Here is a 24,469-nt window from a genome sequence, read left to right as displayed (position 1 = left end):
AGTATTTGAAAACAAAATTTGAACAAAAAACTTGAATCCGAATTGGTGACCTTGAAACAAGACTATTACAAAGTCTCTATTAATAAAGGTTTATAAATAAAAGGTACGGTCTGTTACCATTTCTGTTTTTTCATCGTTCAACTTTTCTCTTAAATTATCAATATCATTAGAAATTTTAGAATCAATTACTCGTGCATAGATCTGTGTAGTGGATAATTTGGTATGGCCTAAAAGCTTGGAAACTGTTTCTATGGGAACGCCATTAGCTAAAGTTATCGTTGTGGCAAAAGTATGCCTGGCGGTATGAAAACTCAGTTGTTTTTTTATTTTCACCTCTTTAGCTATTTCTTTTAAATACTGGTTGGTTTTCTGGTTGGAATAAACCGGTAGCAATTTTTCCGTTCCGTCTATTTTAGGATGAGTCTTATATCTTTTTAGAATTCGTTCCGCCTCTGCGAGTAATGGAACTCTCACAGCAGTATTCGTTTTACTCCTTCGGGTATAAATCCATTTATTGCCATCCACTCCAATTTGCAAATTGTTTTTATTTAAGGCTTTGGCATCAGCATAAGCCAGCCCGGTATAACAGGCAAAAACAAAAATATCCCGGTTAATAGTTAATACCGGTTTTTCAAACTCTTCGTTTTTGATCTTTTCCAGCTCGGTCTTGTTTAAATAAACCATATCCACCTGATCAAAGCGTAGCTTGAACCTTTTGGTGGGGTTCTTTTCAATCCAATCTAAATGTTCGGCCAGGCGCATTAGTTTTTTGAACCGCTCCATATGCTTCATTACTCCATTATTTTGAAGGCCCGGCAAAACACGTAAATAACTTTCAAATCCCAGGGTAAACTGGTAATCAATTTGCTTTAGATAAACATCTGAAGTATGATGCTGGGCTTTTAAATAATCTTTTAGGTAATTTTCCGTAGTCGTATAATTTTTCATGGTACCATATTTTAACACCTTATCCATCTTTTCTTTGTGATAGTTAATCAAATAGGTAAGCGTATAATGTTGCTGGTCACTACCCAGGTATCTAGCTTTGACTGTTTGTGTGGTTACCAGCAGTCCTTCTTTTAAAAGGCTATCATAGGTTTTATATAATTGCGCTTTGGTTTCATCAATCTTTTTATTGATCTGCCGACTTTCAGAAGTGTTACCGGTAAGTTTACTGGCTGATTGGTTCCACTTGTCTACCGGAATAGTTCGTTTTAAACTTATTTCTAATGATTTACCGTTAACGGTGATTCGGGCATAGAGGAGGGCTAAGGCTGGTTGCTTTTTCTTTTTGCGAATAAAAAAAGAAATGGAAAAGGTTTGACTGGTACGCATCGTTATGTTATTTTAATGAAACAATTAATTAAGGCGAAAGTCAAACTACCAATACGCAATTATGGAGTATCGGTAAGCTAAAAATACAAAAAAATAACTCACGATAAACTCACAAATTCCCAGTGAACTCACGGTGAACTCACATAAAATTTAACACTGTTTGTTAAAATTTGAGCAAAAAAGAAAGGGCAACTATATGAAAACCATATAATTACCCTTTAATTATGTTAAAATATAACTTGTTAAAGTCGGGGTGGCAGCCTGCCTGAACCCAACAGTATATTGTTTAAAATCAATGAGTTATCCTAATTTAAAATATTCAGGTAACCGAATAAGTAACTCATCTAATAAAGAACTTTCTTTTTGTATTGCTTTATCTGTAAAGCGGTGCAAATATAATGAGGTTTTTGAATAAAACAATAAAATAAATTAGTTTTTTGTAACTGATAAATTAAGTGATTGTAATTCAGTAAATAGCATTTGAATTTTTCTAGGGATAAACATACAGAGGACTAAGGTATACTTAGGGCGCTACACCCATAAAATAGCCATTAGTAACCATCGCATACAGGATGTCGGGAATGGTTCTGTGACCTTTTCGATGAAAGATTACCGGCATGGCGGCAAACGCTCTTCAATGTGCTTACCAGATGCCGAGTTCATCAGACGTTTTGCTTTACACATACTGCCCAAAGGTTTTGTCCGTATCAGACATTATGGTATGCTGAGCTCTTATCATAAAAGGCAAAATTTAGCTGAATTAAAGAAAACGCTTGATCCTGTAAGGTTAAAAGAAAAACCACCGTTATTACACAATATATGCCCTAAATGCCGACAAGGACACTTAATAACCATTACAACATTTACAGCTCGAGGTCCGCCAAAATACTGGATAGATCAGTTACATACCCCTCAATAAAATAACGTTGCCAAGCACGTAACAGGCAGCTATTGGCTAAATTTTAAATTAATGAAAGAAAAAAACTTTGTAAAACATGAATACTTGATTTAGCTATCTTGAAAAGGCAGAAAAACGATTGTTGAGTGACATACGAAATAAAAATAAATCTGGAACACCCCCTTAAACTCCTCTTAAAAAATAAACCAATCCCCATAGTAGGCTAACCGATCAACTACCGGTTCAGTCAACACGGCGTTCATGTTTGGTCGTACCGACCACACGAACGCTTAGTTATTGTAAAACGTTTTTTATTCACTCTGTATTTTATATTTTCCATCTATTAATACCCAATTGTTTTTCTTTCTGTCGAATACAAATCTCATATCAGGAACGTACCCATTTGTTCCGCCACATTCTAATGCAAAATCCGCCTTTTTAAATTTCAGTCCATTGTTGAAATGAATTTTCCTCTTTCCAGTAACATTTACAATTCCAAAATTCACGTCAACTGTGTCAATTCCGATTATTTTGTGAGTTAGACGGATAATCTTGACTGTCTTTTTTTCTTTAATCGATAATTCAATCAGTTCCTCATTGGTCAAGAATTTGTATTGGTCAGATACGTTTAGTTTAGAAATCCGTTGTCCAATTTCATTTGGTTCAATGTATTTCCAACCACTAGAAAGTAAAAGGTCAAATCTTGTATTTAAGGCTTTAACATAAATACTGTCCAATTCATTTTTTTCAATCGTATTCAGTTCAGTTTCTTGTCCAAAAGTCAAAAAGCCAATTAATGTCAAAATGATTGTCAAAACGTTTTTTTTCATTTTATACGTACAAATTTTCCAGAATGTGAAATCACGTGTAAATTCACACGCATCGTAAAATTAATTGTATCATTTTTACAATCCGTAATCTCATAATATGGTTTTCCTTGCGACATTAAAGTTTTTTGGAATTCCGTCAAAGAATCCGTTTCCTTATTCAATGACTTTAGTCTAAAAGAACTTTGATCAAGTTTTTCAATCTCGTATTTTCGATTCAATTCAGAGTTTATTTCGGTTAAGTATTGTCCGTCAATTTCAAACTCAAATTTTGGATAGGCAGAAAATTCTTTGTCATAAATTACCTTATATTTTCCGTCATTCAAATCGCAATTTTTATCAGCGCATTTAAATCCGAAACAGAATATTATTAATATGTACAGAATTTTTCTCAAAATGTTTTACAACGTGTTTGTGTCGAGTAGACAAGGGGAGTTTCACCCCGAGCCTCTCAAGGAACCGTACGTGATAGTCTCCCATCATACGGCTCTTCTTATACAAATCTATACACTTAATTCAAATATCCAACATACCAGTGATAAAACAGACTAGGAAATTGTTTTCTAACCCTGTCCAACCATCTATAAGCATTTGTTAGATTATTTCTATACCGTTTATAGCGATATCTTGCCCATCTTACTAGTTTTATACGAAGTACATAAAACACCTTGGACAGACTATAACCTCGGTATTTACCAAAGTAACGTATCCACCCTCTAAGTTTAGGATTTAAATAATGTGCTATACCTACAATACTATCACATTGCTTTCTTGGAATTTTCATCTTCCTAATCACTTCAAATATTCGTGAGCGTGATTGGATGCTGATTGCACAGTCAAACCCTAGAAACAGCTTCCCTGATTTCTTCGATTTTGAGCTGCGTGGCTGAAATGTATATCCTAAAAAGTCAAATTTTACTTTTTCATACTTTTCTTGCCTTCTAAAATCCTTACAATACACAATTTTTGTTTTATCAGGATGCAATATTAATCCACAAGATTCCAGTCTTACTTTTATGCTTTGCAAAATTTGCTCTGCTTCTTTTTGTGTCTGACAATGAATTATAATATCATCTGCATAGCGTACAAATTCAATTGCAGGCTTCATTCTTCCATACCAAACATCTAAGGTGTAATGCAGAAACAGATTGGCTAATAGTGGACTTATCACCCCACCTTGTGGTGTGCCTTTTGTTCTTGCTACGATTTCACCTTTTTGGGTTTGAAGTGGAGCTTTGAGCCATCTTTCGATGTATTTAAGCACCCACTTTTCCTCAACATGTTTCTTTAGCGCTTTAAGCAACTTGTCATGGTCGATATCATCAAAGAAATTCTTGATGTCTAAATCAATCACCCAATCATATTTCCAGCAGTTTTTGCGTACCTGTTCAAGTGCTTGATGAGCACTGCGTTTAGGTCGATAACCATAGGATTCTGGATGAAAGATTATTTCCAGTCTTTCTTCTATTTGATTTCTTATCACCGTTTGGGCTATTCTATCGCTAATGGTTGGAATCCCTAATTGGCGAATGGAGCCGTTCTTCTTTGGTATTTCAACTTGTAGGACTGGTGATGGGTAATAACTACCAGAGGCTAAGCGGTTCCAGACCTTATACAAGTGTCGATGTCTTTGTTTGTCATAATCTGACATGCTTAGATTATCTATCCCTGCGCTTTTTCCTTTTCGCTTTACCTGCAAGCAGGCTTCCCATACCATTTCTTTGGTAATAGGCACTGATTTTGTCTTCTCAAATTGAATCATCCTCTTACGAGTTGTAAAAATTGATAAACTGTATAAGCCAGTCCCTTTGCTCCAGTTTCATTACAAAACTTTCATAACTACTACAGACTGGTCCGTCCCTGAACCAAGCATCGCTATTTAGCCTCTAGTTTGCGCTATTGTACTTTTCACTTTGCATCTTGGAGCAGGTTCCCGAGTTCCGCTTATAAGCCCGAATAAAGGTCATGCCTCCTAAATGACGCCTGCCGCTTAGCCAGTAAACAGGTAACCGCTAAACTTATCATGTTTGTCATACTTCAAACACTTTTGACAGAAGGTTGCACTTTCTCGACACTTCATCAGAGGTTCATTTGCATTCATCTCCTTTATTCATACCTGACCACGCTCATGGCACAGTCGTTTCCATAACGCTCAATACCTTGACTCTTTACCAAAGCACCTTATGGGGGTTTGATGCTCTCCCCTGTAGAACAGCACCGGTGGGTCACTTCGACTGCGCTCAGCACAGGCGGTTCCACCATCTTATAAACAGTTACGTAACGAATTTCAGCCGTTCGTTACTCTCGGCACACATATGGCTCGTAGCGTGCAAATTATGAAAATATTTTCGGATTAAGCACGAGCCGAATTTTTTAATTTTTCTTATTATCTTTTTTATCAATAAGCCAAATTAAAAAATTTGGCGACTTTCCAAATATGTCTTAACTTTGAATTAAGCAACTAGCTAGCTATGAGCTATATACGTTGTTGGCAACTGGCTTTATTCCGTATAGTTGTTTAATTTTATATAATGTTCAGACAAATAATCATCAATTTTAGAAGCCAAAAGTCTTAAAAATGCATTCGCCTCTTTAACTTTTCTCAAATCCAAATTTGGATTATCTCCGTGTGCAATATCATTCCTTAACTGTCGATATGTTCCGAATTTTGTTTTTTCGTCATCAGTAATGTCGATTTTAAAGTGAGAAATCAAAAAATCGGGAATTTCATTAGCTTTTAAATTCTCCACAGTTTTGTATAAGTTATTGAACGCCACAATTTTTAAAAGTTCGTCTGGGGAAATATAGCCATTAGCTTTAAGTTCGTCCGAAAACTTTTTATATCTCTGAAGTTTCTTTTTATCAAATGTTCCTTTTAAAGCTCTTTTACCTCTGGTGTCAGTATTTTCATCTAAACTTTTTTTGAGAGATATATTATCTGGTATTGTTGTATTTAAGTCAAAAATCTCTTTTAATACTGTTCCGAAATAATTTTCAAAAAATGAAAATGAACTTAAGAATAAGTAGGTTGCAAGTTTTTCCTTATAACCATTTGCTTGTGCTCTTAATTCAGTTGTATTATTTAAAGTAAAATAATCAGGTGTTGGTAGTTTATTAATCGTTCCTTTATCTAACAAGTTCATTTGCAATTTTAATGCAGGAACAGAATGGCAGACTACTACTGCAAAATCAAACGTTTCTTGTACTTGTCTTTGTAAAGTGTTAAAGGCATTAGTTCTTACAATCATAATAGTTGTTTGTGAAGGATGCTGGAATCGAACCAACTTCACAGGCAGTAACTTAAATTCTTTTCAAAACTTATGTTTATGCCTGCGCATTACCATTAATGCTAATCCTTCTGTTTCTTTAGCTTGTTGCCAACGTTGTTGTGTATGGAACGTAGCGTGTAAAAAGGTAATATTTATAAGGCTAAAACAGAGCTAAATTTTTAATTTTGTTTTTAACTTGTCAAACGTAAAAGCCAAATTAAAAATTTGGCGGACTCGGCAAACAAGCAAAAACCTCTGGGAAAGTCTAATTTAGCTATGTTTTATACACCGTGTTGTGCCCAGTTTTTATTTTTTCAATCAGTTTTTCAATCCGTTCATTTCTGCACCAAGCCGTTCGGTCAATATTTATTTCGTGAACAGTTTGGTCATAATTTTTTATTTTTAAAATCCTTTGTTTTCCAAAAAGAGAATCTTCAATATTTTGTAAATCAAAACTCAAATTCTTGTAATCGTAATAATTATCTTTTTCTTGGTTATTAGCTAGGTTAACAGTTTTAACTTCCAGTTTTTTGTCGGAATCATTAAAATCAATTTTGAAAACTTCTCCAAATTTATATTTTTTTATAGTCCGATAAATAAACCAAGTAATAACACCAATTGAAATTAAGAGACTCGACCACAAAGGATTTTCAAATAAAAATTCAGCAGTAGTGTTTACTCTAGTTGTTCTTCCTTTAGAAACAAATAAAGGAATGGCAATCCAACTTCCCAAAAAGAGGACAATGAATAATACAATATATTTAATTCCGATTGTCAAAAAGTTTAAATCAGAGGCAGGTTTTTCTATTTTGTAACTATCGTTCATAAATTGGGCACAACGGTCTTGTATATGAAAAGTAGCGGATTTTACACACTAATTTTTCGGATTATAACTGACCTTAAATTTATAAAATTTATTTTCGTTTAAGCACTTAAACCGCTATTTTTTATATACGTTGTTACCTGGCTGGCGTTTTTCCACAAACTTGCTAGCGTTGGCAAAGACATACTCTTTTACAGTTTTGGTGTAGCTTGGATGGCGCGACTGTAAATGTGTATGGCTTTCAGCGTTGGCAATTCCGCTATGTGATTAAATTATAACTTTCACTAGGTGGAAACAGTAATTCAATTCCTTTTGGTTTTATTTTAAAAAGCGGACCTTTTTCGACCACTTTTCCTTTCGAGTTTCTTTTAATTAAATGGTCAAGCGTTATTATTCCTTGTTCAATTAGTAAGTCAAATTGTGACGTAATTGGCTTTTTAGTATGCTCAACCAATTTATATTGAAAATGTTCTCGGTCATTTATTCTAGTACTTTCCGCTTCTACCCAAAAAGTTTCTTTATGTTTCAGTTTTAGTCGGTTGTGTAGTTTGTCTAATGTCCAAACCACAAAATCGCCAACCTCTGGCTTGTCAGAGTTTTCAATCAGTTGTTTTATGTCGGTATCAATTCTTAAGTTCAAGCCTTGCGAGTTTCTCGTTATTGCTGATACTGTGCAATACAACTTGAAATCTTCTTCTCGTTCGTAACCAAAATTGTCAAGAATTTCTGCTGAACTTTTAAACTTACTTAATTTCCAATCTGGGACTTGTGCAAATAGATTTTTACGGTTTGTTCTACTATTTCTGAATGATTTAAGTTCAATTCCTTTATAGTCTGGCTGTTTTGATGAATTAATGTCAATTCCGAGTGCAGTTTCAAGTGTTCTCCCAACAGAAGTATCTGCATCAACCATTGAAGGAATTGGGCCAGCGTTTGCAATTTTTCTTAACATAGCCAAAAGCTCAAAAGCAACTTCATTTTCAGTCGTATTAATTGCATTTATTAATTCTTGAAAAGGATTTAGAATTGAAGAATTAATCAATTCTTTGATGTCTAATTTTGTCAAGTTGAAAACTTGAAATTGATTATCAAAATATGTAAATGCAATAATATCATTTGGGTCTGCAATTTTTGTTAAGCTATAAAACCAAATTCGTGGGTCTCCTTTTTTAGTAGAAGGTCTGTATAAAGATGCTTGTGATTTTATGGTTTTAAAACCTGTATGAATGATTGCAGGAATCATCACTTTACTTTCAGTACCTTGTTTTTGTAATTCGTAATCGTGAATGTTTTCACTTTTCAAAAAACTTCGAACAGAACCAGTTGCATCCATAATGGATTTTTTTAGTCCGGTTTCGGTTGGCTCAATTAAAGTAAGAGAAACTTGGTTTTTGGTCAGTAATTTTATTTTTTCTTGTTCTGCGTCTGTAAGTTTTCTCACTTGATATGTTTTAAAATTTCACTTGCTACTGCTCTTGCTAATAAAGGCGGAACAGCATTGCCAACTAAAGTGTATTGTGGCACTTCTGTTTTTCTATTATTTCCGCCTGTTGAGCGTTTACCTTGAAACACAAAAGAATCATCAAAGGATTGTAAACGTGCCATTTCTCTAACTGTTAATGACCTTGGCGAATTGTAATGAATATAATCGTCAGCAATGGTCATTATCGTAGAACTTTGCTCGTCTGGTTTTAAAACATTGTAATTTCTCTTATTTGTAGACAGATTTAATTTCTCAAGTTCTGGCCGTGCTTTTTTATAATCTCCATTTTTTAAAATCACTCCAAGTCTTTCAACAACAGTTTCGTTTTGCTTACTTGTTTTGTGATTGTTGAGTATGTCAAAGTATTTTTCTCCGTTTTCTAAACCTTCAGTATTTCTTACGTAAAATGGTTTTGTTTGTGGTTTGAAACGTTCAATCAATCTACCTTTCTTTGACCATTCAGCAAATGATTTTCCACCTTTTGAAATTGGTTTTCCATCAATTCTGCGCTTCTTCAAAAGTTTAGCCATTTTTTTAGCTGTTCCATTGTATTGAGCATAAATATCAACTTCTTCATATCGATGAGCTTCTTGGTCATTGCCGATAAAGTCTAAATCGTGTAAAGCTTCAAAAATTGTAACTTTTTCTTCTTCGGAAACTGTTGCAGGAATTTCAGAAATATATTTTTGGTCTTTGCGACAACCAATAAAAAGTACTCTTTCTCTATTCTGCGGAACACCGTAATTTGATGCATTAGCAACAAAAGGTTGTTCTATTTTATAAAGTCTAATACTTTCAAGAATTGTTTCTAATTCCTGTTTTTGTGTTTTATTACAATGAGTTTTTAATATCTCAATTGACTCGTCAAAAGAAGTGGTGTAAATTTTTAATGCAGTAATAATATCTTCACAATCTTTTTTATAGTTGGCTGGAACTTTTAAATTTTTAAATGAATTCTCAATTTTTGAAATAATATTTTCAGAGCCAATTTCTGTAAGGAAGTCAGTAAAAGCAGTTGTGAAATTATCACTATCGATATTACAAAAGTCTTTCTCTTTAATAATGTCACGCTTTAATTTATCCCATTCTTTGGTTCGTGCTAAAAGATTAAAACCGTGGCGGATTGTGTTAATGTTTTCGTCTGTTTTACTGGTTTTGTAGTCTGCAATTTTTGGTGTTATCTTTTTAAATCTGTTTTCCACAAAGTTGATGAAATCGGCTTTTCCATTTTCTTTGTCTTTTTCCAGAAGCTTTTCGATTTCAACTCTTTTTATTATTGTATCGAAAAGAAATGAATTTGATTCTTTACTGACTTTTTTTATGAATGAAATTAATTGAGGAATTTCTTTAGTGTCAACAATAGAGTTGATTTCTTGAAGAATTAACTCTTTTATTTTACCACCTTCTTTAGTCAAAATGCCTTTTACATTTTCCATCACAAAGTATTTAGGTTGTAAAGCCTTAATGACTTCTAAATAATGAGAAAATAGGTCATCTTTTTTGTCGAATTTTTTTCGCTTTCCTGCAAGACTAAAACTTTGACAAGGTGGTCCACCACAAACAACATCTATTTTTCTACCATTGATTTTTTCTAATAAGTTGTCTAGAAAATCTGGTTCAGTAATATCTTGTTTTAAAAATTCAGCATTTAAACCTAATTGGTGATTGTAGCGAACAAGGTGAGTTAACTCACAGTTTTCGTTAATATCGTTAGCCACAATAAAATCGAAGAATTTATTGTTATGTTCAGCTTGTAAAAATCCTTCGCTAAAACCACCTGCTCCAGCAAATAAATCAACAAAAGTGAACGGTTTTCCGTAAAGTGAAACTTGTTCTTTTACAATATTTACATTACTGTTTTCTTTGTAGTTTTCTATGTGTTCATTTAAAAGGCTTTTAACTTCGTCTTGGTTAAAAGTCTTTTTGTTGGAATGGTGTAGAAGTTCGTCAGCTCTTTCTCTTAAGAAATCCAAATAATGGTTTATTTCGTGCGATTCTGTAGTCAAACCAATCGCTTTTTGTTTGGATTTATCAAATTTTTTAGCTTCTATTTTTTGACCTGTCGAAACCTTAACCTGACTCCCATTACAGTTTATTCGTAGATGAATTGGTGCAAACCCTTTTTTGTCAGGTTTGTCTAAATAAAAATTAATTGTTGCCATAATTATTCACGGACGTTTTTACGTACACGGACAAATTTACGGACATTTTTATTAATTCCTAATTTAATTCTGTTTTTTGTTCAGATTATGCGTTGGAAAAAGGCAAGCTCTTTTTATTTTGTGAGGCACGAGCAAAATAAAATGTGCTTGACTGTGCGGTGGGATTCGCTTGCAGGTAACGTTGTTGTGTATGATTAGTGGCGTGTTCCAGCACCTAATTTAGTAAATAAAAACTGAATAGAAAATCCGAGAGAATTTTCGTAAGCAGGCTCGACCTAGCCATTAATTATAAACGGTGTTAGCATAAGTATTTTTACTTTATTCAGTCGCAAGCCTAACCAAGTATGCGCAAAAAAGTAAAATTACTACGCTTTGCTTGCGCCCAGATAAGTTCATTTAGCACGGTTTACTTTTTTGCCATTGGATTAAACTTATTTTAGCGGACGGAGACCAGACCAAAAATCATTCGCAAGGTTTTAGATATTAAACAACTTAAAAAGTCAGAAAAAAAATGGTTAGTAGGCGAGAGGTCAATCATTCGCCAGCCGAAAATTGGTTTAAAAACAGTGCCCAAAGTTTATAGCTTAAATGACCGAAAGAATGAAAAATCGATTCTTATATATTTATGCTAACGGTCTCGGCTATGAGTAGTTGCGTGGTTAAGCACTTAACTTTGCAAGTACACACCAAACTGAAAATCCGCGAGGATTTTCAGAAGTAGGCGAGAACAAGCAATTACTTATAGCCTTTGTTGCCAGTAGTGCTTTATGCTACTTTAAATTCCGATTCGTTCATTTCAACACTAAATCGAACATTTGCTTTTAATGCTCTGAATACTTTTAAAATCGTTTCGATAGTTACGTTTTTAGTATTTCTTTCTAATTTAGAGATTTGTGATTTTTGAACTCCGATTAATTCTCCGAGTTGTTCTTGGGTCAATTTTCTTTCTTTTCGGACAGACTTTATCATATCTCCAAGAACTTCCATTCGCAAGTCAAATTCGTATTTGTCACGTTCTGGTGTTCCAACTTTTCCAATGTCCTTGTCCTTCATTTGGTCAAGTGTCATCATTTTCATTTTTTTATTTTTCGTTGCCATAATTTTAAGTTTATTCATCAAAATATTCAGCTCTAATTTTCAATGCTTTCTCAATTTCCGCTTTTGGAACTTTACTTACTTTTTTTATCATTCCGTGCGTCGATAACACAAGTGTTTCGGTTTTATCAGTTTTGTCCCAAAACGCAAAGAGTCTGTATTGAATTCCTTGATAAAGTGTTCTAAATTCCCAAATATCATCTGTCAGTTTTTTAAACAGTTTTGGGTCATTTTCGAGTTTAGCTTTATCCAAATTATAGTAGATTTTCTTTTTTGCTTTTGAATCCAATTTTGATATAAATTCAATAGCTTGTTCAAGAAAAATTACTTCAAATTTTGGTTTCATTCAATTATTTTGTCGTTTTATTTTAACAAAGATAATAAAAAAGTTGAATTATATAGAAACTTTTGGTGATTTCGTCCGCATTGCTGGCAACGTGATTGTGTATGATTAGTGGCGTTGTCTAAGCACCTAATTTAGTAAATAAAAACCGAATAGAAAATCCGTGAGGATTTTCGTAAGCAGGCTCGAGCTAGCCATTAATTATACACGGTGTTAGCATAAGTATTTTTACTTTATTCAGTCGCAAGCCTAACCAAGTAAGCGCAAAAAAGTAAAATTACTGCGTTTTGCTTGCGCCCAGATAAGTTCATTTAGCACGGTTTACTTTTTTGCCATTGGATTAAACTTATTTTAGCGGACGGAGACCAGACCAAAAATCATTCGCAAGGTTTTAGATATTAAACAACTTAAAAAGTTAGAAAAAAAATGGTAAGTAGGCGAGAAGTCAATCATTCGCCAGCCGAAAATTGGTTTAAAAACAGTGCCCAAAGTTTATAACTTAAATGACCGAAAAAAAGAAAAATCGATTCTTATATATTTATGCTAACGTGATTGTGTATGATTAGTGGCGTTGTCTAAGCACCTAATTTAGTAAATAAAAACTGAATAGAAAATCCGTGAGGATTTTCGTAAGCAAGCTCGAGCTAGCCATTAATTATAAACGGTGTTAGCATAAGTATTTTTACTTTATTCAGTCGCAAGCCTAACCAAGTATGTGCAAAAAAGTAACATTACTACGTTTTGCTTGCACCCAGATAAGTTCATCTAGCACGGTTTACTTTTTTGCCATTGGATTAAACTTATTTTAACGGACGGAAACCAGACCAAAAATCATTCGAAAGGTTTTAGATATTAAACAACTTAAAAAGTCAGAAAAAAATTGGTTAGTAGGCGAGAAGTCAATCATTCGCCAGCCGAAAATTAGTTTAAAAACAGTGCCCAAAGTTTATAGCTTAAATGACTGAAAAAATGAAAAATCGATTCTTATATATTTATGCTAACGGTATTGTATATGAAAAGTAGCGGTTTTGCTTGTTCGGACTTTTCAGATAGTTCTATTGTCTTTAAAAGTAGGAATTTGAATTCTAATAACCATCTACCGCTATTTTTTATATACGTTGTTAGGCACTGTGCTTTATCCTAATTTTTCTTTAACATTATCAAAGTATGGATATTCTATTAATGTTACTTCTCCATTACTTTCATTTGTAAATTCAAATTTCACATCATTATATTTTCGTTCCAACAGGTCATTGATATCTGTGATTGTCATTGCTCTGTATTTTCCATTGTACATATACACTGTTGGTGCATTAATTATAAATATTCCTCTGACTTCGTAATCAGCAAGTTTTACTTTGAAGTGTTCAGGATATATTTGCTCGAAATGCGTCTCTACAATATTTTTATTTTGAGTTACCCAATCAACTTTTCGTTCTAATTGACTTTCATATTTTTCTTTAAAATTTGAATAGTCTCTTCTCCAATTATTCATATCGTGTCTAGAACGATTGTGTTTACATTCACAAACGTAGATAAGCTCAAAATCAACGTCAATAAACAAAATATCAATATCTCCAACACTATTTTTGATGTTTACATTCTGTCCGTTTGGTTGTTCAAATGATTCAACATTCGAATCATTGAAAAAAGACTTTTCTTTTAAAATATTTATTATAGGTTCTTCTAAAATTTTATCGTGAGTGTTATCCGTTTTTTGGACAAATTCTTTAATCTTTTGATGTCTTTTCCATTCTGTTGGATAAAGTCCAAAAGGAAAAGCATTTGTTGATAAAAGAGACATACTTTCAAGCCATTTATTATACCCAATCAAATTGTAAATCTGACCATCAACATTCAATTCTAGGATTGGTCTATACGTAAATCGAAATTCGGATTGGTTATTTAAAAAACACTTTTCAATTGAAAGACAATTATCTTTTGTTACAGTTAAACCTGCATAAAAATCGTTAATGAAATCTTCGTCACATTTTAGTTCTTTTAAAATTTCATTTTTTAAAGGTTCGATTTTTGTAAGTCCCAATCTATAAATAGGTGATTGTAGTTGTTGATTTATAAATGATGCTAAATCGTCATACTTAACACCATAATTATCCTCAACGATAGTTTTGAACTCAATCATTGAATCAGATAGTGCAACTTTAGAACTATGCCTAGGCATATCATAAAAAACATACTTGAATAATTCAGGATAAGGTTGGTGTGTTAGAATGTTTAATTCATCATCAATTACTTGTATTCCTGTAGAGGTTTCAAAAAGTTGGCTCCTTGCCGTATTCTCACTAATTACAAGACACCAAGAACCAATATATAATAGTTCCTCAAGTAAATCCACATATGTTTCTAAATTTTCCCTCATTTCATAAAAGAAATTAGGTGTTCCAACTAAATCTAATTTAGTCGATTGCTCTAATATTATTTTTAAAACTCTTCTTGACGAAGCAAATTCTTCTTCGTTAATACCCAAAGGGATATTCTGTGTTTGTAATCGCCATAAATCAATTGAATCTTCGTGTAGATTATGGCAGAAAATATAGAAAGAAGCTCTTTTTTCTTCTGAAAGTTTTTCTTCAAAAATTTTACATAGAGTAAAGAAGCACTCTTTTAATGTTTCCTGAACTGCATTGGGTTCATTTATTTGAGTAGGTCCGAATTTTTCGAACACAAGATTGCTTAAAATAGGCCAATATTTATGCTTGTAATCGGCATTAGCTAACACCACTTTTTTATTATGTATTCTTATTAGTCCCATTTTTTTTTTAGCATTGTGCCTAACGGGTTTGTATATGAAAAGTAGCGGATTTTTTGCACGAACTTTTCGGTTAAACACAGACCTTAAATTTATAAAATTCATTTCGATTTAGCACCTAAACCGCTATTTTTTATATACGTTGTTACCCACTGGCTTTATTCCGTTCAGCTTGGTTTTCAGCGTTGGCAAAGACATACTCTTTTGCAATTTTTGGCTTGTGTTTCGGCTGAAGCGAATTGCAAATGTGTATGGCTTTTAGCGTTGGCTTTTTAACAACAACTTTTATTTTCTTGAATTGGTGGACAAGCTACTGTTCCATAAGAACAATAAACACAACAATCTCCCTCTTTTGGTTTTAAAACCTTTTTACAATTTTCGCATTCGTAGAAAAATTGACAAGCGTTTGTTGGCATATCTTCCATTTTTTTATGTCCGCAGTTTGGACAAGTTATTTCAGATTTTAATATAGTTTCCATTAATTTTCTTTTTTGTCGGTTACTTTATAACCTGTTGAGTTAATTGCTTTCTCAATTTCCGTTTCATTGGTTTTGGTTTTGTCAAATTCAACGATTGCATTTCCATTTTCATAAGACGCTTTTGAGTTTACAATTCCGTTGAGTTTGTTTACTTCGTGATTGACGTGTTCTTCGCAACTGGTACAAGTCATTCCGCTGATTTTAAATTCCGTTGTTTTAATGTCCGATTTGTCAACTACAATTATTTGTTTTTCTGTGTTTGGGTAAAAAATTCCAGAATAATATGGGAAAGCCAACATTACAATTGCAAATACTGTTACAATACCTAAAAACTTTTTTGATTGAATAAATTTTGGTTTTTCGTCCGTCTCACAATCACAGTCTATTTCTTTTTGAGGTTTAAGTTTTTGATACCAAGCAAAGCCAAGAACTAAAATTGTCAGTCCAATTAAATATGGTCTAAAAGGTTCTATCCAAGAAAATGTTGAAACAATTCCACTTGTTCCTGCGATAAGAGCCAAAACTGGTGTAATACAACATAAAGAAGCTGTAATTGCCGTTAACAAACCTGCACCGATTAATTTGTTTTCACTTTTCATATCGTTTCTAAAATTTTGTTTTTATCAAGTATCTCAAAAAATGGGTTTAGCATTTTTTCGTATTCAGCCGTAAGTGAATAAAAAATCGTTTGAGCATCTCTTTCTGTTTGTAATAGGTTTCGGTCTTTCATTTTTCTCAAATGTTGAGAAATAGCAGAAATGTTCATTCCGAGAATGTCGCTTAAATCACAAACACAAAGTCTTTTTTCCTGAAAGAGTAGGTAAAGTATTTTCAGTCGAACGTTATTTCCGACTAATGAAAGTCCGTTCGCCAAATAGTCGAACGATTCGTTTAATTCCGAAACTGTGTCTTTGCAACGATTTATTTGTTCAATATCGGCTTGTTGTCTTATGCAAGAATTATTTTCCATAAAACAAAGTTACGGTTATTTCTTATTTAAGCAAATACTAAAATATATAATTTTCAGGCGTTGGGAAAATTTTAGCTCTTTTGGTTTTAAGCGTTGGATTTGTGTGTCGGAAAAAACCGAAAGTGCTAAAATATGCGGTTGGTTTTCAGCTTGTGGGTAACGTGATTGTGTATGATTAGTGGCGTGTTCCAGCACCTAATTTAGCAAATAAAAACTGAATAGAAAATCCGCGAGGATTTTCGTAAGCAGGCTCGACCTAGCCATTAATTATACACGGTGTTAGCATAAGTATTTTTACTTTATTCAGTCACAAGCCTAACCAAGTAAGCGCAAAAAAGTAAAATTACTACGTTTTGCTTGCGCCCAGATAAGTTCATCTAGCACGGTTTACTTTTTTGTCATTGGATTAAACTTATTCTAGCGGACGGAAACCATACTAAAAATCATTCGCAAGGTTTTAGATATTAAACAACTTGAAAAGTCAGAAAAAAAATTGGTAAGTAGGCGAGAGGTCAATTATTCGCCAGCCGAAAATTGGTTTAAAAACAGTGCCCAAAGTTTATAGCTTAAATGACCGAAAGAATGAAAAATCGATTCTTTTATATTTATGCTAACGTGATTGTGTATAATTAGTGGCGTTGTCTAAGCACCTAATTTAGCAAATAAAAACTGAATAGAAAATCCGTGAGGATTTTCGTAAGCAGGCTCGACCTAGCCATTAATTATACACTGTGTTGCCAACAGTATTTATTTAAGTTTTATTATCGTCCCGGGTTGCTCAAAAAGTAAAGTATCATTTTTGAAAATCCCGTTGTAGAAAAGAGTATCACCTTTTATTTCCAGCACTTCAACTTTTACTCCGCCAGAATCGTTTATTAATTGCTCCAACTCGTCCAATTCATTTAATTCCGTATCATAAGTCAGAATCCAGTTACAATCGTCCAAATATTTTATAATTGCGTGAGTGCTGTCACCTACTTTTTCCCATTCAACTTGTCGTCCATCTTTGCGGATTATAATAGAACTAATCGGATAAATTGAATCTCCAGGAATAAGGAATTTCCCGTTTTTAAAGTCAGAACATTTTAGGTCTTGTCCACAAGAGGAAAGTCCGATTATCATTAGCAAATGAAGAATAAGTTTGTTCATATTGTTGGCAACACTTGTATAACTACAATAAATAGCCATACAATTGTAGTTATATTTATTATGTATGCAATATATTATTTTTTAACAAAGTATCCAATGGACTAATTATAGTCTTATTGTTAATTTCAATCGTTTTTGTGTAAATTTCTGTTGTTTTAGGAGAATTATGCCCCAACATGTTCTGTAAATGTCTAATGTTTATGTTGTTTTCAATACAATGTGTAGCAAACGAATGTCGCAAGGTATGGACTGTTGCCCATGGGTTGGAATTGGTGTCGTCCACTGCCTTTCGAAATATGGACCGTATGCTGGCTGTACTGTACTTACCTCCAGTCTGCCCTTCAAATAACCAGTAGGATGGTTTATAGCCCTTATAATAAGCCCTTAATAATACCAATAACTGTTTTGGCAAAATGGTTTTCCTGTCTTTTTTTCCCTTGCTGTCCTTTATAAATAAATACCCTTGGTCGGAATGGACATCTGCAACCCGTAAATTCAAAAGTTCCGATATTCGCAACCCACTGCCATAAATGGTATGTAAAATGGCCCTGTGCTTTATGTTTTTAGGCGATTGGATGATATTCAAAACCTCACTTTTACTCAATACGTTCGGTATGGATACCGCCCTTTTTGGGCGTTGGATATCATAATACTCTCTGGGCATTTTAAGGGCGTGTTCATAATATGCTTTTATGGCATTTATCAATTGGTTTTGATAGCTTTCACTGATCTTGCTTTTTGTGATAAGTTCATACAAAAAGCCTTCAATTTCCTCTTTTGTAACCTCCCTTAAGTTTCGGTTCATGAATTTCCCCAAAAAAACACTGAACATTTTTTTATAGACCTGAATGCTTGAATTGCTGTACTGCTTTAAGACCAATGCCTTTTCAAGCTCAAAAAGAGCTTCCGATGCATTTTCATTTAGGGGGACACTTGGTACCGGGGCAAAACGCATATCCTTTTCAATAATATGGTTTCCGCCACAAATTCTCTTCAATTGCTCAAAATTTTGCGATGTATTGACGACCGACCAAAGTTTTTGGTGCGGGTGCCAAAAGCTACCATCCATTTTTTTTATGGACTCTCTAACAACAATCATATCATAGGGTATAAAAACCTTGATACGCTTTGCTTTTTTAAAGGGTTGGTATATAACGGGTTGCATAATTTTGTTTTTTTATATTTATTTTTCTGATATAAAAATAGCTCAAAAGACTATAATTAATAGAGGCCTATTTTAAATAACTGTATTTTAACCGTTAAAAACGACTACGTGCAAAAAACTTAGAATCAGTATTTTAAATTGTTATTTATAACCTATGGATAAAAGGAAGTGCAAAATATGCAGTAAACAAGTTGTAGGAAGAAATGATAAATTATTCTGTTCCGTAAAATGTAAAAATTATTACCATGTCAACTTAAGAAAAGTTACAAACAGCCACGTAAAGGAACTGGACAACATTCTTCATAGAAACAGAAGTATTCTTTTGGAAGTTCTTGGTAAAAGAAAGGGGCAAATAACAGTACAACGGGTGGTGCTAGAAAAAAAGAATTTTACTTTTAAGTACCATACGCATTTGCATGTAAATAGTAAAGGTAAAACCTACCACTATGTTTATGACTTTGCATGGATGGAATTTTCAAATGACGAAATCTTGATCATCAGAAAGGAAAAATAGTGTTACCAAATTTAGCTATATCCAAAAGGGATTTGGTGTTTTATTAGATGAGAAAACAGTTAAAAATTCTCTATATAAGTGTGATTGTAAAAGAAAGGGGGTAGAGCAAGAGGGTAACACGCTAAAGCGATGTTACTGGTTTTCATTTCCTCGAAATCCCCTTTGTTTATTACAGTTTTCAGCGTTTTTAGTATCTTTTAGATTATTACTATTTACTTTGTTTTTGCAGCAAATCTTTCGCTATCTCTAATAAATAGGCTATTTTTTGCCGCAAAAAGTATGATTTCGCATGTCTGTTCTATATAAATTTCAGATGTATTTTAAGAAAATTTCTTGAAATGAATTTAGGTGTTTTCGAAAGGTTTTTTACTAAAAAATGCGCTCAGCCTTTTAAAACTAGGGTGTTTTTTAGTAAAAAAGGAATAAGAAGCCTTTTTAGACTTCCTATTTAATTTGTAGTTGAGAGAACTTTAAAGTTTCCCTAGCTTCAATGAAGAGTTTTTAGGTAAACGTTCTTATCATGAAATATTTTAATAACTCCTATAAATCCCATTCAAAAAATAGTATTAGTTATGGTAAGATTTAGGGCTTTTTACCCTAATCAGAGTATAGAAAAATAAAGAAAGCCCACGCCGTTGTATATGCTACAAGCATTTAGTGAGCGCTTTAGATAAACCTCACCCTACGGGTGTACAAGCACCCTCTAAATTAAATCATCAAGCTGTAATAAGCTCAATACCTGCCTTATCGGCTTTGTATTTTATTTTAGTCATTAACTCATAATAACTCCAATTTCTAAGGACAAAATCCTCCTTTTTAGCAATCTCGATTTTGTCCTCTTGATTTATTAAAATCAGCGTTCCCACTTGATTCTTTACACAAAAATCAATCAGTTTTCTACTGTATAAATGTAAGCGATGGGATACATAATTAGTTTCTGCATCTCGAAGCTTCTCCACAGCCTTTAATTTTCGCTTTTTCCCTTTTCCTGATTTACAATAAGTAATTCCTTCCTGTGTTCTTTTATAGGCGGCTTGTATAGCTAGCCTTCGGTATAAAAATTCTTCTCGACTTCCAATAGTAAGTTTTGTTTTGCCCGTTTTAACTACTATAGGATACTCAAGAGAAAGCGAAGCTTCTGCGATAACTTCAGGTTTAAGAGCATGCTCTTCTTTCTCAATTTCAAATACCGCTAGCCAAAATATTTTTCCATCCTTTAATTTAATCTTTGAAGTACATAGTTTCATATTTCCTTCAACCAAACGCTCTAATAATTTTCGTTTATCAGTATAGTCTTTTCCTAAATATGTTTTAAACGGTATGGAAAACAAACGGAAACAAAATGCCTTTTTATCAGGATTATAGGAAATCCGACTCATTGTTTTCGCAGGGAACGGAAATGCCATGTCTCTTTTAAAATTTCGTAGGGAGCAGAGTCCTTTCCAGTAATCCGATTTGTTCTTGTTAAAAGTGGACAACAAGGTATTGTTCAAGCTCGATAGAATATCGGTTGGTATTTCTCCTTTAAACTTGTCACACACCACTCGGAAAGTAGTATTCATACGGGAACGCTGCAAAATACCATCTTTATCTTTTTTCTCATCTGCTAGTTTATACTTAATTCCTTCGGAGAGGTAAAAAAAGTCTTTGATCATTTCCTGCACATACATATGAGACATCATAATATTCGCTGCTCTAAAGCACCGATTCTGGTATTGATATAATTTGTCTAGTTTCTCCTTCCGCTCTTCTTTGGTTGGCAGGTCTACTAGTATCTGAATCTTTCGAGTGAGTTTAAGTGTTGATTTCCCCATAACTATGCTGATTTTAATTGCTGCTTATGTTGCTCTTGCATTAGCTTATAGGCAGCCACAAATTCTTTGTGGACTTCCTTTTGGGATAGTTTAAGTTCATTGGCGATAAATGCAAAAGACTGTTTCTCTTTACATCGTAACTCCAATACTCTTTTTTGTTCTTCGGTCATTACACCTTGAACCTTTATCCCAATAGTTGGACTTTTCATAACTGCCTTCATACCTCCCTGATGGATGATGGTTTTTAAATCTTCTATGGCTCTTTTAACCTCGTTACTGGTCTCTGTAATACCTTTTCCCATCACTGCACCAATTGCTTTATATTGAAAACCGTATTTTAAACAGAGTTCTATTAGATGCTTTCTCTCGTTACTTAAGAGAGGTAATACCTTCTTGAGCTTTTCAAATTGCTGCTGTTCGAATTCCTGATCTTGAAGATGTGTATCGACTTTTTCTGGGTTATAGCCTACCATATAATCTTGATAATTATTGAAATTATCTAAGGAATAAATTTTTCTATAAAACTTATTTCTGGGCTTGCTGTAGTAGGATATACATTCTCTTTTCATCACAAACTTTAAGAAAAAGTAAATATGTTTTGGTGTTTCTATTCTATCCCTACAAACCCACAGTTTTAAAAAAACATTTTGAACCAAGGTTGCTATCACAAATTCATCATCCAGCCATCGCTTGCCCACCCAGAAGATACTTCTGTTGTATTGCGCATGAATTTTAACCAAAGCAGCGGGATCATTATTTTTTAATAATTCAAAGTTTGTGTGTGGCATAATAGATTTTGTTTTATTAAATGCTAAAACCACTTGAAATTATCAAAGCCATGCAATTGCCTAGCCCTGTAATGACAAGAAAGAATCAACATTAAATCTTTATTAATAGAAGCATGGCCGGATACCATGAAAAATGAAGTGCGTGAATTATAGGATTAAAATTATCGATTACCGGAATTAAAAAAGTGCAACAGGGTATCCTATAATTAAAAATATCATATTGGGTTCTTTGGCTTTTTCTTAAATAGAATATCAAATACAGTTACACCATCCCCATAACGGAAAAAACCAATTATTTTAATTTCTCTTTTAAATATCCTAAAAAGCATTTGTTATAGATAACTTTTTATATGGGAGTCTATATTTAGTATGCACTAAAATATTGTTAAGGACAATGCTTTTAATGCTAAATCATTAACTGATAGTCAAATATAATAAAATTATTTAAATAATGGTACATGTACCATTGAAAAGAATGTAAAAATAGTAGCTCTTTGTAATAAATCTACCCGAATTGGCAACTGATATAGAACAACATATAATAAATTCAATTAGAAAAAAGCGTTTAGAGCTCAACATTACACAATTAGAGCTTTCTCAGAGACTGGAAATGAACGATAGTTTTATATCTCATGTAGAAGCTAAAAGCAGAAGAGCCAAATACAATTTGAATCATCTAAATGCAATTGCCAAAATATTCAAATGTTCTCCTAAAGACTTTTGGCCAGAAAGAGCTATCTAAAGTCAACCATACTCTTAATTAATATTTTTTGTTTAAATTACTAGGTTAACCAACTACATGTTGGTGTCAAGAATCTTAATCACAAGTTGAACTTATCAGGATAAAAAATCAATTTTATTTATGTATTGAAAAATAAGAACCCATGCAACGACAAGACCGAACGCACAGGATTTATAATAGATATGCTGTAAACGAGCAAGTTAAAGAATTCATCAGCTATTCAATTTAATAGCTTTTGATAAAGAGAGTATTGATAAAAGAGTCTAAACTCTTAATTTTAAGGCATTTTTTTAGGGCACGCATATTTTTTTATCATATAATCTGTAATTGGGTCTAATGTTTTACCTGTTTCGGGATGTAAACCCAATGATGTAAAAAATTCCAATTCCTTTTTTATATTCCTACCATACCATATTTTCACCCTCCCAGAAAAGTTTTAGTTTCCCTAACTCAAAAGCTTCTTAGCAAAGTAAATCAGGTGCTATCGAAAAAACCTGTCCATCGACATGAAATGTGTTGTTTAATTCTTACTTAATTCCATTTTCTATGTCTTCATATTCAGCACGGGGTAAGATAATGCATAACGATTACCAGCTATATAAAGTAACGTGAGACAAAACTAAAATAATATATATAAAGTTATTGATGTATCCATTTTTTAACAATGTTAGCAGTAAGATTATTTCATTTGATTGAAAAAGAATTTTATCACAGCAAAATTTATTTCTGAAGTTGTCCAATGTCCAACATTTTCATAGTTCTCAAAAAGCGGAAAAATGTTTTTCTCCAAATATAACTCTTGACATTTTAAATACCTTACTTGTACTTCTCTCCCTAAGTAGTTGTTAATGATTTGGCGTTCATGCTCACTGTAGGCATCATCAAACTGAACAGCATCATTTTCATCTAATTCACCCATATAAATAAATTGGGTAATTTGTTTAAAGGAAGCAATATCAAATTTTTTATCAAATAAAACCGTGAAATCGTTTAGACCAAGAGGGTAATTTAATTTTGTACCATTAATATCCTTTTGAGGTAGCATCAGTTCACCATTAAACCCACCAATGGCTAATGCTTTTATAGCTTCTGGATGTATAAAAGAAAAACGATTTGTAAACGTGGCAGATGCAGAAAAACCACTCATAAATACTTTTGAATCAACTTGAATATTCATTTTGTTTAAAACTATTTTAGCATCATTAATTATGGCAAGTAATTGTAAGTCTAGCCGTTTTAATTCAGGAGATTTTTCTAACATAACATCTCTGTCTAATGCATGAGTGTAGATTAATTCTTGCTTGGCAGGTCTAGGAAATATAGGAACCAGTAAGGGTATTTTTAGCATTGTAGAAACATTGTTTCCTACAGAACTTATTGACGCTAAATCAATAGCATACTTTTTATGAACTTCTATACTATCGGTAGTTCTACCTGTATTATTTGGCTCTACCAGTAGGTATGTTTTTTTGTTAAAGGGTGTTTCTTTTGGAATAAACAAGATATAGTCATGATAAAAACCTTTTTCAGAATTCTTCTCGATAATAACTAAAGTGTCACTTTTAGAACACTTTAATTCATTATTTTGAGCGAATGAAAACAGACATTTGATCGATAAGATTAATAAGAGTATGGTTCGCATTTATTTTTTTAACTTTCGACGAACAAGTATGGAATATGTTACAGATATATTTTGGATTTGCAACAAAAAACTGGACAATTAATTCAATGAGTACGTAGTATAACCATTTTTTTGCAGAGATTGTGCTATTTACTAATTTTCATATCTTTATAATATTAAAAGAGAGTAAATTATATCTCCAAAGCTCTTTTCTTGGTTTTA

Annotated in this window: 21 protein-coding genes, 1 tRNA gene and 1 pseudogene; 3 read left to right on the top strand and 20 right to left on the bottom strand. The window is 33.0% G+C overall.

All coding sequences use genetic code 11. The features are described 5' to 3' along the window. Positions 1-90: 90 nt before the first annotated feature. Positions 91-1,335: a site-specific integrase gene (locus JOOMADRAFT_RS16925; protein ID WP_008615538.1), complete on the bottom strand. Its 1,245-nt coding sequence runs from the start codon at positions 1,333-1,335 to the stop codon at positions 91-93. Positions 1,336-1,855: 520 nt separating this feature from the next. On the opposite strand from JOOMADRAFT_RS16925, the pseudogene JOOMADRAFT_RS16920 reads away from it, so the two are divergent. After that, positions 1,856-2,254 (top strand): annotated as a pseudogene (locus JOOMADRAFT_RS16920) (transposase); the annotation flags it as partial. A gap of 290 nt (positions 2,255-2,544) precedes the next feature. Here the strand turns inward: JOOMADRAFT_RS16920 and JOOMADRAFT_RS16915 are convergent. From JOOMADRAFT_RS16915 to JOOMADRAFT_RS16840, 16 genes are all read right to left on the bottom strand, one after another. After that, on the bottom strand, positions 2,545-3,048 hold the full coding sequence (locus JOOMADRAFT_RS16915) for a hypothetical protein (RefSeq protein ID WP_157136702.1): 504 nt from the start codon (positions 3,046-3,048) through the stop codon (positions 2,545-2,547). An 11-nt stretch (positions 3,049-3,059) separates the two neighbouring features. Then, positions 3,060-3,386, bottom strand: coding sequence for a hypothetical protein (locus JOOMADRAFT_RS16910; protein WP_008615536.1), 327 nt, complete (start codon positions 3,384-3,386; stop codon positions 3,060-3,062). Positions 3,387-3,571: 185 nt separating this feature from the next. Then, complete coding sequence (ltrA, locus tag JOOMADRAFT_RS16905; RefSeq protein WP_008615535.1) at positions 3,572-4,822, bottom strand: group II intron reverse transcriptase/maturase; 1,251 nt, start codon at positions 4,820-4,822, stop codon at positions 3,572-3,574. 739 nt (positions 4,823-5,561) lie between these two features. Next, the gene (locus tag JOOMADRAFT_RS16900) at positions 5,562-6,308 is read right to left on the bottom strand and encodes a HEPN domain-containing protein (RefSeq protein WP_008615534.1); all 747 of its coding nucleotides are present in this window, start codon (positions 6,306-6,308) and stop codon (positions 5,562-5,564) included. A gap of 12 nt (positions 6,309-6,320) precedes the next feature. Then, positions 6,321-6,419, bottom strand: a tRNA-OTHER gene (locus JOOMADRAFT_RS20215). A 184-nt stretch (positions 6,420-6,603) separates the two neighbouring features. Beyond that, a complete protein-coding gene (locus JOOMADRAFT_RS16895) occupies positions 6,604-7,155 on the bottom strand; it encodes a hypothetical protein (RefSeq protein ID WP_008615532.1) in 552 nt (183 codons plus the stop codon). Positions 7,156-7,411: 256 nt separating this feature from the next. Further along, positions 7,412-8,593 (bottom strand): MvaI/BcnI restriction endonuclease family protein, encoded by a 1,182-nt coding sequence (locus JOOMADRAFT_RS16890; protein WP_008615531.1) that lies wholly within the window; start codon positions 8,591-8,593, stop codon positions 7,412-7,414. Continuing rightward, entirely contained in the window at positions 8,590-10,797 is a 2,208-nt protein-coding gene (locus tag JOOMADRAFT_RS16885) for a DNA cytosine methyltransferase (protein ID WP_008615529.1), read from the bottom strand. The genes JOOMADRAFT_RS16890 and JOOMADRAFT_RS16885 overlap by 4 nt, the downstream gene beginning before the upstream one ends. A 765-nt stretch (positions 10,798-11,562) precedes the next feature. Beyond that, positions 11,563-11,895, bottom strand: a complete 333-nt coding sequence (locus tag JOOMADRAFT_RS16880; RefSeq protein WP_008615527.1) for a helix-turn-helix domain-containing protein — start codon at positions 11,893-11,895, stop codon at positions 11,563-11,565. Positions 11,896-11,905: 10 nt separating this feature from the next. Continuing rightward, complete coding sequence (locus JOOMADRAFT_RS16875; protein WP_008615525.1) at positions 11,906-12,238, bottom strand: type II toxin-antitoxin system RelE/ParE family toxin; 333 nt, start codon at positions 12,236-12,238, stop codon at positions 11,906-11,908. A 1,132-nt stretch (positions 12,239-13,370) separates the two neighbouring features. Further along, positions 13,371-15,008, bottom strand: coding sequence for a hypothetical protein (locus tag JOOMADRAFT_RS16870; protein ID WP_157136701.1), 1,638 nt, complete (start codon positions 15,006-15,008; stop codon positions 13,371-13,373). A gap of 269 nt (positions 15,009-15,277) precedes the next feature. After that, positions 15,278-15,484, bottom strand: coding sequence for a GDCCVxC domain-containing (seleno)protein (locus tag JOOMADRAFT_RS16865; RefSeq protein ID WP_008615517.1), 207 nt, complete (start codon positions 15,482-15,484; stop codon positions 15,278-15,280). Continuing rightward, positions 15,484-16,083: a mercuric transport protein MerTP gene (merTP, locus tag JOOMADRAFT_RS16860; protein WP_008615514.1), complete on the bottom strand. Its 600-nt coding sequence runs from the start codon at positions 16,081-16,083 to the stop codon at positions 15,484-15,486. Before merTP ends, JOOMADRAFT_RS16865 begins: the two co-directional genes overlap by 1 nt. Next, positions 16,080-16,454: an ArsR/SmtB family transcription factor gene (locus tag JOOMADRAFT_RS16855; protein WP_008615513.1), complete on the bottom strand. Its 375-nt coding sequence runs from the start codon at positions 16,452-16,454 to the stop codon at positions 16,080-16,082. Before JOOMADRAFT_RS16855 ends, merTP begins: the two co-directional genes overlap by 4 nt. A gap of 747 nt (positions 16,455-17,201) precedes the next feature. Further along, positions 17,202-17,642 carry a hypothetical protein gene (locus tag JOOMADRAFT_RS16845; RefSeq protein ID WP_008615512.1) on the bottom strand — a complete coding sequence of 147 codons (441 nt, stop codon included), beginning with the start codon at positions 17,640-17,642 and terminating at the stop codon, positions 17,202-17,204. A 19-nt stretch (positions 17,643-17,661) separates the two neighbouring features. Beyond that, positions 17,662-18,768 carry a tyrosine-type recombinase/integrase gene (locus JOOMADRAFT_RS16840; protein WP_008615506.1) on the bottom strand — a complete coding sequence of 369 codons (1,107 nt, stop codon included), beginning with the start codon at positions 18,766-18,768 and terminating at the stop codon, positions 17,662-17,664. Positions 18,769-18,922: 154 nt separating this feature from the next. Here JOOMADRAFT_RS16840 and JOOMADRAFT_RS16835 point away from each other — a divergent pair, with 154 nt between their 5' ends. Further along, a complete protein-coding gene (locus JOOMADRAFT_RS16835) occupies positions 18,923-19,282 on the top strand; it encodes a hypothetical protein (protein WP_008613816.1) in 360 nt (119 codons plus the stop codon). Positions 19,283-19,998: 716 nt separating this feature from the next. On the opposite strand, the gene JOOMADRAFT_RS16830 is transcribed toward JOOMADRAFT_RS16835, so the two are convergent. Continuing rightward, positions 19,999-21,096: a hypothetical protein gene (locus JOOMADRAFT_RS16830; protein WP_008615504.1), complete on the bottom strand. Its 1,098-nt coding sequence runs from the start codon at positions 21,094-21,096 to the stop codon at positions 19,999-20,001. A gap of 2 nt (positions 21,097-21,098) precedes the next feature. Next, complete coding sequence (locus tag JOOMADRAFT_RS16825) at positions 21,099-21,884, bottom strand: RNA polymerase sigma factor (protein ID WP_008615501.1); 786 nt, start codon at positions 21,882-21,884, stop codon at positions 21,099-21,101. Positions 21,885-22,398: 514 nt separating this feature from the next. Between JOOMADRAFT_RS16825 and JOOMADRAFT_RS16820 the strand changes: the two genes are divergently transcribed. Beyond that, positions 22,399-22,626, top strand: coding sequence for a helix-turn-helix domain-containing protein (locus tag JOOMADRAFT_RS16820; protein WP_008615500.1), 228 nt, complete (start codon positions 22,399-22,401; stop codon positions 22,624-22,626). 679 nt (positions 22,627-23,305) lie between these two features. Here JOOMADRAFT_RS16820 and JOOMADRAFT_RS16815 read toward each other — a convergent pair. Further along, positions 23,306-24,268 (bottom strand): hypothetical protein, encoded by a 963-nt coding sequence (locus JOOMADRAFT_RS16815; RefSeq protein ID WP_008615495.1) that lies wholly within the window; start codon positions 24,266-24,268, stop codon positions 23,306-23,308. Positions 24,269-24,469: the final 201 nt, after the last annotated feature.

The organism is Galbibacter orientalis DSM 19592, assembly GCF_000260115.1.
GTDB lineage: Bacteria > Bacteroidota > Bacteroidia > Flavobacteriales > Flavobacteriaceae > Galbibacter > Galbibacter orientalis.
Note: the sequence above shows the minus strand (reverse complement) of the source record. Positions and strands in the feature narration are given on the sequence as shown.

Bases quoted from the DNA above. Each gene is read 5' to 3' on its own strand.
- JOOMADRAFT_RS16840 (WP_008615506.1), bottom strand. From the start codon at position 18,768: ATGCAACCCGTTATATACCAACCCTTTAAAAAAGCAAAGCGTATCAAG.
- JOOMADRAFT_RS16880 (WP_008615527.1), bottom strand. From the start codon at position 11,895: ATGGCAACGAAAAATAAAAAAATGAAAATGATGACACTTGACCAAATG.
- JOOMADRAFT_RS16895 (WP_008615532.1), bottom strand. From the start codon at position 7,155: ATGAACGATAGTTACAAAATAGAAAAACCTGCCTCTGATTTAAACTTT.
- JOOMADRAFT_RS16875 (WP_008615525.1), bottom strand. From the start codon at position 12,238: ATGAAACCAAAATTTGAAGTAATTTTTCTTGAACAAGCTATTGAATTT.
- JOOMADRAFT_RS16865 (WP_008615517.1), bottom strand. From the start codon at position 15,484: ATGGAAACTATATTAAAATCTGAAATAACTTGTCCAAACTGCGGACAT.
- JOOMADRAFT_RS16925 (WP_008615538.1), bottom strand. From the start codon at position 1,335: ATGCGTACCAGTCAAACCTTTTCCATTTCTTTTTTTATTCGCAAAAAG.
- JOOMADRAFT_RS16855 (WP_008615513.1), bottom strand. From the start codon at position 16,454: ATGGAAAATAATTCTTGCATAAGACAACAAGCCGATATTGAACAAATA.
- JOOMADRAFT_RS16830 (WP_008615504.1), bottom strand. From the start codon at position 21,096: ATGGGGAAATCAACACTTAAACTCACTCGAAAGATTCAGATACTAGTA.
- JOOMADRAFT_RS16825 (WP_008615501.1), bottom strand. From the start codon at position 21,884: ATGCCACACACAAACTTTGAATTATTAAAAAATAATGATCCCGCTGCT.
- JOOMADRAFT_RS16845 (WP_008615512.1), bottom strand. From the start codon at position 17,642: ATGGCTATTTATTGTAGTTATACAAGTGTTGCCAACAATATGAACAAA.
- JOOMADRAFT_RS16900 (WP_008615534.1), bottom strand. From the start codon at position 6,308: ATGATTGTAAGAACTAATGCCTTTAACACTTTACAAAGACAAGTACAA.
- JOOMADRAFT_RS16885 (WP_008615529.1), bottom strand. From the start codon at position 10,797: ATGGCAACAATTAATTTTTATTTAGACAAACCTGACAAAAAAGGGTTT.
- JOOMADRAFT_RS16870 (WP_157136701.1), bottom strand. From the start codon at position 15,008: ATGGGACTAATAAGAATACATAATAAAAAAGTGGTGTTAGCTAATGCC.
- merTP (WP_008615514.1), bottom strand. From the start codon at position 16,083: ATGAAAAGTGAAAACAAATTAATCGGTGCAGGTTTGTTAACGGCAATT.
- JOOMADRAFT_RS16815 (WP_008615495.1), bottom strand. From the start codon at position 24,268: ATGCGAACCATACTCTTATTAATCTTATCGATCAAATGTCTGTTTTCA.
- JOOMADRAFT_RS16835 (WP_008613816.1), top strand. From the start codon at position 18,923: ATGGATAAAAGGAAGTGCAAAATATGCAGTAAACAAGTTGTAGGAAGA.
- ltrA (WP_008615535.1), bottom strand. From the start codon at position 4,822: ATGATTCAATTTGAGAAGACAAAATCAGTGCCTATTACCAAAGAAATG.